General features: G+C 55.4%; 1 protein-coding gene and 1 pseudogene. Both read right to left on the bottom strand.

The window, feature by feature from the left end; translation table 11 throughout:
• Nucleotides 1-270: ATP-grasp domain-containing protein (locus A3754_RS24720; protein WP_197468851.1), on the bottom strand; the 270-nt coding region annotated here is incomplete at its 3' end.
• Nucleotides 271-344: 74 nt separating this feature from the next.
• Nucleotides 345-536 (bottom strand): annotated as a pseudogene (locus A3754_RS24725) (dihydrolipoyl dehydrogenase); the annotation flags it as partial.

Here is a 536-nt window from a genome sequence, read left to right on the forward strand (position 1 = left end):
GCCGTGTTCATCGGTCTGGAACGTTACCAGGTTCTTGCCCAGCCACTGCTTGGCAAACGCCGCCGCATCTGCCGGGGTATCCACCAGCTTCACACCACCGGCCTTACCACGGCCGCCCGCGTGAACCTGGGCCTTCACGACCCATTTGTCACCACCGATCTCTTTCGCCTTTGCTGCGACCTCTTCCGGGGTATCGCAGGCAAAGCCGGTAGAGACTGGCAACCCATAATCAGCAAAAAGCTGTTTTGACTGATACTCATGGAGATTCATGCCAATACTTCCATCATCAATGAATTAGTGGCGCCCTGTTCAAGCGCCGTTATCGCTGCCGTTCAAATGTCGCACTATTTCTTGCGACGACGCTGCGCCACATGGATTGCTTTAAAGTCCGTGGCCAAGGCTGCTTCATGAACGGTTTCTGACAGGCTTGGGTGACCAAACACCATCAGCTGCAAATCTTCCACGGTAGCCCCAAACTCCATGGCGATAACGCCTTGCTGAATCAGCTCGGACGCCTGCGGGCCTACTACGTGCAT

The sequence above is a fragment of the Alcanivorax sp. HI0083 genome, assembly GCF_001635175.1.